This is a genomic window from Pseudomonas sp. NDM, assembly GCF_003105095.1.
Taxonomy (GTDB): domain Bacteria; phylum Pseudomonadota; class Gammaproteobacteria; order Pseudomonadales; family Pseudomonadaceae; genus Aquipseudomonas; species Aquipseudomonas moraviensis_A.
In genome coordinates this window covers 1-7,798 of sequence record NZ_QETJ01000199.1, presented here as the reverse complement: position 1 = coordinate 7,798, position 7,798 = coordinate 1, and the positions used below count along the sequence as shown (strand labels likewise).

Below are 7,798 nucleotides of genomic sequence, written 5' to 3'. Positions count from 1 at the left end.
AGGCTGCGATCTTTTGATCTTGATCCTGAAAAGCAAAATCAAAAGATCGCAGCCTTCGGCAGCTCCTACAGGGCTCATCACAGTCGGATGACCTGCAATGACTAATATTCCTACCGACATCAAACTGCACAAAGCCTCGAAAACCCTGGCGCTCACTTATGCGTCCGGCGAGGAATTCACCCTGCCCGCCGAGTTTCTGCGTGTGCACTCCCCCTCCGCCGAGGTCCAGGGCCACGGCAAACCGATCCTGCAATTCGGCAAGCTCAATGTTGGTTTGAGCAAGCTGGAGCCGGCCGGCAACTATGCACTGAAACTGACCTTCGACGACGGTCACGACAGTGGCCTGTTCACTTGGGAATACCTCTACGAACTCGGCAAACGCCAGAACGAACTCTGGGACGATTATCTCGCCGAGTTGCGCGCTGCCGGAAAATCCCGCGATCCGAACGAGTCGTTCGTCAAGCTGATGCTCTAGCCCGTGGCTCTTGCTCTTTAGAGGGCATTTTCTAACTTCATCTGTTTGAATGCTCCGCTCACGCAGCCCAGGATGGGCCGCTTGCGAAAAAAATTAAACTCGGGTAACCAATGGAGCTGGCAAGTTCCCTGCAGTGCTCTACGACTGTAAAGCAGCCATGCAGAATCAACGGTCACCCGAGCAGTAGTACCCGGCATTGGCTGTGGAAGCGACAGCGCAAGACCGGGTACTCGTCTCAGGACAATGGAGCGTCGTAGATGAGTGACAAGAATAACGATGACCTGAAGTACCAAGCCTCGGAAAACACCCTGGGGCTTAACCCCGTCGTCGGGCTGCGCGGAAAGGATCTGCTGGCCTCTGCTCGAATGGTGCTGAAACAGGCCATCAGACAACCGATTCACAGCGTCAGGCATGTGACCCATTTCGGCCTCGAGCTGAAGAACGTGCTGCTGGGCAAATCCGCCCTGCAACCGGCCGGCGATGACCGCCGTTTTGCCGACCCGGCGTGGAGCCAGAACCCGCTGTACAAACGCTATCTGCAAACCTACCTGGCCTGGCGCAAGGAACTGCATGCCTGGATCGACGACAGCAGCCTGTCACCCAAAGACATCGCTCGCGGGCACTTCGTCATCAACCTGATGACCGAAGCCATGGCCCCGACCAATACGGCGGCCAACCCGGCAGCGGTCAAACGCTTCTTCGAAACCGGCGGCAAGAGCCTGCTCGATGGCCTCTCGCATCTGGCCAAGGATCTGGTGCACAACGGCGGCATGCCGAGCCAGGTCAACATGGGTGCGTTCGAGGTCGGCAAGAGCCTCGGCGTCACCGAAGGCGCCGTGGTGTTTCGCAACGACGTGCTGGAGCTGATCCAGTACCGGCCGATCACCGAGCAGATCCACGAGCGTCCGCTGCTGGTCGTGCCACCGCAGATCAACAAGTTCTATGTTTTCGATCTGAGCCCGGACAAGAGCCTGGCGCGTTTCTGCCTGCGCAACAACGTGCCGACCTTCATCATCAGTTGGCGCAATCCGACCAAGGCCCAGCGTGAATGGGGGCTGTCGACCTACATCGAAGCGCTGAAAGAAGCCGTTGACGTGGTCACCGCAATCACCGGCAGCAAAGATGTCAACATGCTCGGCGCCTGCTCCGGCGGCATCACCTGCACCGCCCTGCTCGGCCACTACGCCGCGCTAGGCCAGAAAAAGGTCAACGCCCTCACCCTGCTGGTCAGCGTGCTCGACACCACCCTGGACAGCGATGTCGCCCTGTTCGTCGATGAGCAGACTCTCGAGACCGCCAAGCGCCACTCCTATCAGGCCGGCGTGCTTGAAGGCAAAGACATGGCCAAGGTCTTCGCCTGGATGCGCCCCAACGACCTGATCTGGAATTACTGGGTCAACAATTACCTGCTCGGCAATGAGCCGCCAGTGTTCGACATCCTGTTCTGGAACAACGACACCACGCGCTTGCCCGCCGCATTCCACGGCGACCTGATCGAGATGTTCAAAAACAATCCACTGATCCGCCCCAATGCACTGGAAGTGTGCGGCACGCCGATCGACCTCAAGCAGGTGACCGCCGACATTTTCTCGCTGGCCGGGACCAACGACCACATCACCCCGTGGAAGTCCTGCTACAAGTCGGCGCAGCTGTTCGGCGGAAAAGTTGAATTCGTGCTGTCGAGCAGCGGCCATATCCAGAGCATCCTCAACCCGCCGGGCAATCCGAAGTCGCGCTACATGACCGGCGAAGAAATGGCCGCGACTGCCGATGACTGGCAGGAAAACTCGACCAAGCACACCGACTCCTGGTGGCTGTACTGGCAGGCATGGCTGGCCGAGCGCTCAGGCAACCTGAAAAAGGCCCCGACGAAACTGGGCAACAAGGCGTATCCGGCGGGCGAGGCTTCGCCGGGCACTTATGTTCACGAACGGTAACTGACACCCCCCGGACGCTGTAGGAGCTGTCGAGTGAAACAAGGCTGCGATCTCTTGATGTCGTCGTCAAAGATCAAAAGATCGCAGCCTCGTTTCACTCGTCAGCTCCTACTGGATACGGGTGGACTTGAAATCTACAGGGCCTCACGCATGCCGCAACCGTTCATATTCCGCACCGTCGATCTGGATGGCCAGACCCTCCGCACGGCGGTGCGCCCCGGCAAGCCTCATTTGACGCCTCTGCTGATTTTCAACGGCATCGGCGCCAACCTGGAGCTGGTGTTTCCGTTCGTCGCGGCGCTGGACCCGGATCTGGAAGTGATTGCCTTCGACGTGCCCGGGGTCGGCGGTTCGTCGACGCCAAACCGGCCGTATCGCTTTCCCGGTCTGGCCAGACTGACGGCGCGGATGCTCGATTATCTCGACTACGGTCAGGTCAATGTGATCGGCGTGTCGTGGGGCGGCGCCCTGGCGCAGCAGTTTGCCTACGACTACCCCGAGCGCTGCAAGAAACTGGTGCTGGCGGCCACCGCTGCCGGTGCGGTGATGGTGCCGGGCAAACCGAAAGTGCTGTGGATGATGGCCAGCCCGCGCCGCTACATTCAGCCGTCCCATGTGATTCGCATCGCGCCGATGATCTACGGCGGCTCGTTCCGCCGCGACCCGACGCTGGCGGCCAGCCATGCGGCGAAAGTGCGTTCGGCGGGCAAGCTCGGTTACTACTGGCAGCTGTTCGCCGGCCTCGGCTGGACCAGCATTCACTGGCTGCACAAGATCCATCAGCCGACGCTGGTGCTGGCCGGCGATGACGATCCGCTGATCCCGCTGATCAACATGCGCATGCTTGCCTGGCGCATTCCCAACGCGCAGTTGCACATCATCGATGATGGCCATCTGTTCCTGATCACCCGCGCCGAAGCAGTGGCGCCGATCATCATGAAGTTTCTCGAGGAGGAGCGTCTGCGCGCGGTCATGCACCCGCATCCGACACCGCTGGGCGGCTGATGGCGGCGGCAGGCTTTATGCAGCACTTTTCAAATCAAGCGCGCGGCAGGACGCCGCGCAGGCAGCAACCGGCAACAGCGTCTATGGTGTTCTGGTTCGGTGAGTGTGTTTTTGCCCTGAAGACGAAGGAGTGTTGAGTCATGCGCGAAAAACCAGCGACGGGCGTGGTGCCCAGCCCCGCCGCGTTTATCAACGCCCAAAGCGCGATCGCCGGCCTGCGTGGCAGGGATCTGCTGTCGACACTGCGCAGCGTCGCCGCCCACGGCTTGCGCAATCCGTTGCACAGCGCCAGGCACGCGTTGACATTGGGCGGACAACTGGGCCGCGTTCTGCTCGGCGAAACCCTGCATCCGACCAATCCCCAAGACAGCCGCTTCGCCGATCCGGCGTGGAGCCTCAACCCGTTCTATCGGCGCAGCCTGCAGGCGTATCTGGCCTGGCAGAAACAGGTCAAGAGCTGGATCGATGAAGGCGACATGAGTCCCGAAGATCGTGCCCGTGCGCACTTCGCTTTCACCCTGCTCAATGACGCGGTGGCGCCTTCCAATACGCTGCTCAATCCGCTGGCGGTCAAGGAGCTGTTCAACTCCGGCGGGCAGAGTCTGGTGCGCGGTCTCAGCCACCTGTTCGATGATCTGCTGCACAACGACGGCCTGCCACGGCAAGTGACCAGGCAGGCGTTCGAGGTCGGCAAAACCGTAGCGACCACCACAGGATCGGTGGTATTCCGCAACGAAATGTTCGAGTTGATCCAGTACAAATCGATGAGCGAAAAGCAGTACGCCAAGCCGTTGCTGGTGGTGCCGCCGCAAATCAACAAGTACTACATTTTCGATCTGAGCCCGCAGAACAGCTTCGTCCAGTACGCCCTGAAAAACAGCCTGCAGACTTTCATGATCAGCTGGCGCAACCCCGATGTGCGCCATCGCGAGTGGGGCCTTTCGAGTTATGTCGAAGCGGTCGAAGAAGCGATGAACATCTGCCGGGCGATTACCGGCGCGCGCGAAGTGAACCTGATGGGCGCCTGCGCCGGCGGCCTGACCATCGCCGCCCTGCAAGGCCATCTGCAGGCCAAACGGCAACTGCGTAGGGTCGCCAGCGCGACGTATCTGGTCAGCCTGCTCGACAGCCAGATCGACACCCCGGCCACGCTGTTCGCCGATGAACAAACACTGGAAGCAGCCAAGCGTCGCTCGTATCAGAGGGGCGTGCTCGACGGTCGCGACATGGCGAGGGTCTTCGCCTGGATGCGCCCCAACGATTTGATCTGGAGTTACTTCGTCAACAACTACCTGCTGGGCAAAGAGCCGCCAGCCTTCGACATCCTCTACTGGAACAACGACAACACGCGCCTGCCTGCGGCGCTGCACGGCGATCTGCTGGACTTCTTCAAGCACAACCCGCTGACCCGCGCTGGCGGTCTCGAGGTGTGCGGCACGCCGATCGACCTGCAGAAGGTCAACGTCGACAGCTTCAGCGTCGCCGGCATGAACGACCACATCACGCCATGGGACGCGGTGTACCGCTCGACCCTGCTGCTCGGTGGCGAGCGGCGCTTCGTGCTGTCCAACAGCGGCCACGTGCAAAGCATCCTCAACCCGCCGAGCAATCCGAAAGCTGCCTACGTCGAAAACGCCAGACTGAGCAGCGACCCGCGCGCCTGGTACTACGACGCCAGACATGTCGAGGGCAGTTGGTGGCCGCAGTGGCTGGAGTGGGTCGCGCAGCGCTCCGGCGCCCTGCATGAGACCCGTACCACCCTCGGCAGCCCGAATTATCCACCGATGGAAGCGGCACCCGGCACCTACGTGCATGTGCGTTGACGCTCAACCGAATTTTTCTAAGAAGACTGGATGAAAACCCGCGACCGGATTCTCGAATGTGCGCTGCAACTGTTCAACGAAAAGGGCGAGCCGAACGTGTCCACCATGGAAGTGGCCAACGAAATGGGGATCAGCCCCGGCAACCTCTACTACCACTTCCACGGCAAGGAACCGCTGATTCTCGGTCTGTTCGAGCGCTTCCAGCATGAACTCGCGCCACTGCTCGACCCACCGCCGGAGGTGGAACTGGCACCGGAGGATTACTGGCTGTTTCTGCATTTGATCGTCGAGAGGCTGGCGCAATACCGGTTCCTGTTCCAGGACCTGTCGAACCTCGCCGGACGCCTGCCGAAACTGGCCAAGGGCATTCGCAACCTGCTTAACGCGTTGAAGAGGACGCTGGCGTCGCTGCTGGCGCGGTTGAAGGCTGCCGGGCAACTGGTCAGCGATACCCAGGCGCTGGGGCAACTGGTGGAGCAGGTGACCATGACGTTGCTGTTCTCACTGGATTACCAGCGGATCCTCGATCGTGAGGGTGAGGTTCGGTTGGTGGTTTATCAGATCATGATGCTGGTGGCGCCGCATCTGCTGCCGCCGGTGAAGCTGGCGACAGAGCGGATGGCGCTGCAATACCTTGAGGATCACGACTGACCTGAAAAGCCCCTCACCCTATCCCTCTCCCAGAGGGAGAGGGGACTGATTGGGGGATGTTCAAGAGCTTCGCCGACCTGAGCGAGCTTGGTTGAATCCATAATCAACTACCCGAAGATTACGGCTGACTCGAAAAGCCCCTCACCCTAACCCTCTCCCTGAGGGAGAGGGGATTGATTGGGGGATGTTCGAGAGCTACGCCGACCTGAGCGAGCTTTTTCGAATCCATAATCGACTCGATTTTTTCAGGTCGATGTATGACGCAGGACACCTCGGTCGGCTCCCTCTCCTTGGGGAGAGGGCTGGGGTGAGGGGCCGCTTGGAATGCACAAACAAAAACGCCCGACCTTCACAGGCCGGGCGTTTTTGATTTGCCCTGAAATCAGGACTGACTGGATGGCGTCGACGGAGTCGATGCTGCAGTCGGGGTAGCTGCTGCCGTGGGTGCCGCAGCGGAATTTGCCGCGCTGGCCGGAGCTGTTGGAGCCGTCGATGGCGCGGCGGCCGGTTTCGGTGCAGCGGCTTTCGGCGCGGCCGGTTTTTTCACTGCAGGCTTTTTCGCCGCAGCCGGTTTGGCCGCAGGCTTCGCAGCAGGTTTGGCGGCAGCGGTCTTCGCTGCTGGCTTGGCCGCTGGTTTCGCTGCAGTTTTAGCCGCAGGTTTTGCTGCTGCTTTGGTTGCCGGTTTGGCAGCGGCTTTGGCGGCAACCGGTTTGGTGGCCGCTTTGGCCGCAGGCTTGGCGGCTGCCGTTTTCGCGGCCGGCTTGGCCGCAGCTTTCGCAGCAGGTTTTGCCGCCGCTTTGGTCAGTGGTTTGGCTGCGGTTTTCGTTGCAGGTTTGGCCGCCGCAGTTTTGGTAGCCGGTTTCGCCGCCGCGGTTTTCGCCGCTACGGGCTGAGCCTTCAGACCGGTGAGTTTCTCGATCTGCCTGGTCAGCGTATCGACCTTGGCGTTGAGCGCCTTGACCTCATTGCGGCTCGGCACACCCAGGCGCGAAATCGCGCTGTTCAGGCGCTTGTCGAACGCGCCTTCCAGCTCGTCCCATTTGCCCAGTGCGCGGTCTTTCACGCCGCTGATGCGCGACTTCGCCGAGGAGGTCGAGTCCTCGACTTTCTTGCCGACTGCTGTCTTGGTGAGCTTCTCGGCTTTCTCGCCGTCTTTGACCAATGCATCGAAGAGTTTGCTGCCGTCAGTGTCGATCTTCGAGTACACGCCTAAACCAGCCAGCCAGATCTTGCGGGAGTAGGACTCGACCTTCCCGACCCACGAGCTGCTTTCTTTATCGGTGTTCTTTTTGCCAGCCATCCCGTTCTCCTTAAGATTTTCGCGCGACGCGTTCGAGCAATGCCGTCAGCTCATCGAGCTTAGCAGAGAGTGCCTCAACGTCATGTTTAGACGGAATGCCGATCCGATTCAAGGCGCTGGCCACACGGTTGTCGAAGGCCTTCTCGACCTTGTCCAGCTGAACTTCAACGCGCCCCTTGAACGAGCTGACCTGAGTGGCCGCATCATCGATCTCGGCGTTGGCCGCGAGGAGTTTTTCGCTGACGGCTTTTTTGCCTTTCTTTTCAACAGTTTGACCAGCGGCGACGAGTTCCTGGAAGTACTCGCTGCCCTCCTGGCCGACCTTGGTATAGGCGCCCAGGCCTGCCAGCCAGATCTTGCGGGCATAGGATTTGACGTCGCTCAGAGTGGAAGTCGGAGCGTCGATTTTTTTCTTCAAAATGACTTTGGCCATGGTGCACCTCACGCGCAGAAGGTTTGAGGAACTGCCGGACGAGTGTCGGGCTCAGGCACAAAGTAGGTAGAAAAATTAGAAAAGGCACCCTAACCAGTGGGCGCACCAGAACAACTGTAGGAGTGAGCCTGCTCGCGAAAGCGGTCTGTCAGTCACAGATAATTTGACTGACCG

General features: G+C 60.2%; 7 protein-coding genes. 5 read left to right on the top strand and 2 right to left on the bottom strand.

The features are described from left to right. The first annotated feature begins 97 nt into the window (after window positions 1–97). The 5 genes from DCO47_RS24200 (at window position 98) to DCO47_RS24180 (ending at window position 5,891) form a co-directional block, all read left to right on the top strand. Entirely contained in the window at window positions 98–475 is a 378-nt protein-coding gene (locus tag DCO47_RS24200) for a gamma-butyrobetaine hydroxylase-like domain-containing protein (protein WP_116659086.1), read from the top strand. Window positions 476–732: 257 nt separating this feature from the next. Next, a complete protein-coding gene (phaC, locus tag DCO47_RS24195) occupies window positions 733–2,412 on the top strand; it encodes a class II poly(R)-hydroxyalkanoic acid synthase (RefSeq protein ID WP_116659085.1) in 1,680 nt (559 codons plus the stop codon). Between the two features lie 150 nt (window positions 2,413–2,562). After that, window positions 2,563–3,417: a poly(3-hydroxyalkanoate) depolymerase gene (phaZ, locus tag DCO47_RS24190; protein WP_042608685.1), complete on the top strand. Its 855-nt coding sequence runs from the start codon at window positions 2,563–2,565 to the stop codon at window positions 3,415–3,417. A 140-nt stretch (window positions 3,418–3,557) separates the two neighbouring features. Next, on the top strand, window positions 3,558–5,240 hold the full coding sequence (phaC, locus tag DCO47_RS24185; RefSeq protein ID WP_116659084.1) for a class II poly(R)-hydroxyalkanoic acid synthase: 1,683 nt from the start codon (window positions 3,558–3,560) through the stop codon (window positions 5,238–5,240). A 30-nt stretch (window positions 5,241–5,270) separates the two neighbouring features. Further along, window positions 5,271–5,891, top strand: coding sequence for a TetR/AcrR family transcriptional regulator (locus DCO47_RS24180; protein ID WP_116659083.1), 621 nt, complete (start codon window positions 5,271–5,273; stop codon window positions 5,889–5,891). Window positions 5,892–6,273: 382 nt separating this feature from the next. On the opposite strand, the gene DCO47_RS24175 is transcribed toward DCO47_RS24180, so the two are convergent. Next, window positions 6,274–7,191, bottom strand: a complete 918-nt coding sequence (locus DCO47_RS24175; protein WP_116659082.1) for a phasin family protein — start codon at window positions 7,189–7,191, stop codon at window positions 6,274–6,276. A 10-nt stretch (window positions 7,192–7,201) separates the two neighbouring features. After that, window positions 7,202–7,624, bottom strand: a complete 423-nt coding sequence (locus tag DCO47_RS24170; protein ID WP_016772067.1) for a phasin family protein — start codon at window positions 7,622–7,624, stop codon at window positions 7,202–7,204. Window positions 7,625–7,798: the final 174 nt, after the last annotated feature.

What these genes read in the sequence shown, in the direction of transcription:
- DCO47_RS24180 (WP_116659083.1), top strand. Translation starts at nt 5,271, where the DNA reads ATGAAAACCCGCGACCGGATTCTCGAATGTGCGCTGCAACTGTTCAAC.
- DCO47_RS24200 (WP_116659086.1), top strand. Translation starts at nt 98, where the DNA reads ATGACTAATATTCCTACCGACATCAAACTGCACAAAGCCTCGAAAACC.
- phaC (WP_116659084.1), top strand. Translation starts at nt 3,558, where the DNA reads ATGCGCGAAAAACCAGCGACGGGCGTGGTGCCCAGCCCCGCCGCGTTT.
- DCO47_RS24170 (WP_016772067.1), bottom strand. Translation starts at nt 7,624, where the DNA reads ATGGCCAAAGTCATTTTGAAGAAAAAAATCGACGCTCCGACTTCCACT.
- phaZ (WP_042608685.1), top strand. Translation starts at nt 2,563, where the DNA reads ATGCCGCAACCGTTCATATTCCGCACCGTCGATCTGGATGGCCAGACC.
- DCO47_RS24175 (WP_116659082.1), bottom strand. Translation starts at nt 7,191, where the DNA reads ATGGCTGGCAAAAAGAACACCGATAAAGAAAGCAGCTCGTGGGTCGGG.
- phaC (WP_116659085.1), top strand. Translation starts at nt 733, where the DNA reads ATGAGTGACAAGAATAACGATGACCTGAAGTACCAAGCCTCGGAAAAC.